Annotated in this window: 1 protein-coding gene; it reads right to left on the reverse strand. The window is 64.9% G+C overall.

Annotation, left to right across the window (positions count from 1 at the left end; genetic code table 11):
* The coding region (locus tag HX846_RS35435; protein ID WP_178967269.1) for an Hpt domain-containing protein at positions 1-1,978 on the reverse strand (1,978 nt) is incomplete at both ends.

The following is a 1,978-nucleotide window of genomic DNA, read 5'->3' on the forward strand; positions in this document are numbered from 1 at the left end:
GGTCGCCAATCGGGCCGATCTCGACCATGCGAGCGCCGCCCTTGAGGGTGTGCAGGTCGCGCAGCAGTGTCTCGACTTCCTGGCGATTTTTCGGCTCGGCCTGCCAGCGCAACAGCGCGGCGCCGGAGCTGTCGAGGATGTCGGCGGCCTCTTCGAGAAAGATATCCAGCAGCTCGGGATCACTGCCCGGCGTCTCGACTTCGGCGGCCGCTGCGGGCGCCGCTTGTCCGGTGCCTTGGCGCAACTCACGCAAGTGGCTGATCAGGTCGGAGGAGTCGCTCAACGGTTGCTGGTGTTGCAGTTGCTCAAGCAACAGCGCCAGCCGCTCATGACTGGCCATCAACACATTGGCCAGCTCGCTGGAATAGCTGTAGCGACGGTCCACCAAACCTTCGTAAAGGTTTTCCAGCTCAAGGGCCAGGTCGCCCACCGCGCCGATTTCAGCCATGCGCGCGCCACCCTTGAGGGTGTGCAAATCCCGCTGCAACGATGACAGCGGCGCTGCGTTATCCGGGTCCAGCAGCCAACGCTTCAAGGACTGGCCGGCGCTGTCGAGGATGTCCACCGCTTCCTCAAGGAAGATCTCGACGATCTCGTCATCCACCGCAAAACCCTGATCGAGCTTCGCCGTAGCGGCGCCCAGCTCGGAGATGCTCAGCGCGCGGCTGCCATCGGTCTTGATCAAGCCGGTGGCGGACGGGTCGAGGCCTTCATCCAGCAGCTCGCGCAGGGCGCGTACCCGGGCCGGCGCCGCGCTGATTTCCTGGCCGGCGGCCAGTTGGTCGAGCATGTTGATCAGGGCTTCGTGGGCCTGTTCGGCCTCGTGGAAGAAGCGCTCGCTGACCGCCAGGCTGCTTTCTTCCACTGCGCCGTAGAGGTCGAGCAAGGCTTCGCACAATTCGTCCATCGGGTGCAGGTCGGCGAGGTGCGCGCCTTCGCCGAGGGTGGTCAGTTCGTCCAGCAGCGCGCTCAGTTCCTGGCGTTCGCCGGGGTGCTGTTGCCAGCGGCGCAGCAGGCTTTCGGCGTCCAGCAGGATGTCCATGCCCTGGGCCAGGAAGTTGGCGATCAACTGCGGGTCGCGCTTGATCCGCAGGCCGGTGTTGGGCGCATTCAGCAAGGCTTCAAGCTGGCTGTTCAGCAGGTTTTGCGTGCGCTCGATCAGCCCTGCTGCACCATTGATGGCCGCGTGAGGGTCACTGTCCAGCTGGCGCACGCCGCGCTGGAACAACGCTTCGGCCTCCAGCAGCAATTCGATTTCATCCAGGTCCAGCGGCAGGCGGTGGGCCTTGTATTCGCGGGTCAGGTGATCCAGCGGGCGCGCCAGTTCGGCGATGGGCAACACACCGGCCATATAGGCGCTGCCTTTGAGGGTGTGCAGTGCGCGTTGCAGTTCATCACTGACTTGCAGCGGCAGGTGCTCGGTGGCCTGTTGCAGGAAGTGGTTGAGGCTGTCGAGGTGGCTCTGGGCTTCGTTGCGGAAGATTTCCAGCAACTGCGGGTCCAGGGCGGCCGGGTCTGTGGCCGACGGTTCGACACGGCTGGCCAAGGCGTGCGCCCGCGCCGCCAGTTCGTCTACGTCATCGCGCTGGCGCTGGGCATCGTCGGCAAAATCGGTGATCAGTTCCGGCAGCAATTCCAACACGTCATCCAGCACTGCTTGCACATCCGGGCCCGGTGCGACACTGCGCTCCAGCACGCGGTTGAGCAGGTTTTCCACGGCCCAGGCCAGCTCTGCCAACACCAGGGCGCGCACCATGCGGCCACTGCCTTTCAAGGTGTGGAAGGCGCGGCGCATTTCGCTCAGGGTGGCCTTGTCTTCCAGGCTGGCGGTGCCGGCAGGCACATAGCGATGCAGCACGTCGAGAACTTCGGCGGTTTCTTCGAGGAAGACTTCCCGCAGTTCATCATCGATGGCTTCTTCACCGGCGGGCGGCGGCAGCAGGCTGCCGGGACGCTGGAGTGCCGGCGGGTTGAGGCG

It is taken from the genome of Pseudomonas sp. K5002 (assembly GCF_013386655.1).
In the GTDB taxonomy this organism is placed as follows: Bacteria; Pseudomonadota; Gammaproteobacteria; order Pseudomonadales; family Pseudomonadaceae; genus Aquipseudomonas.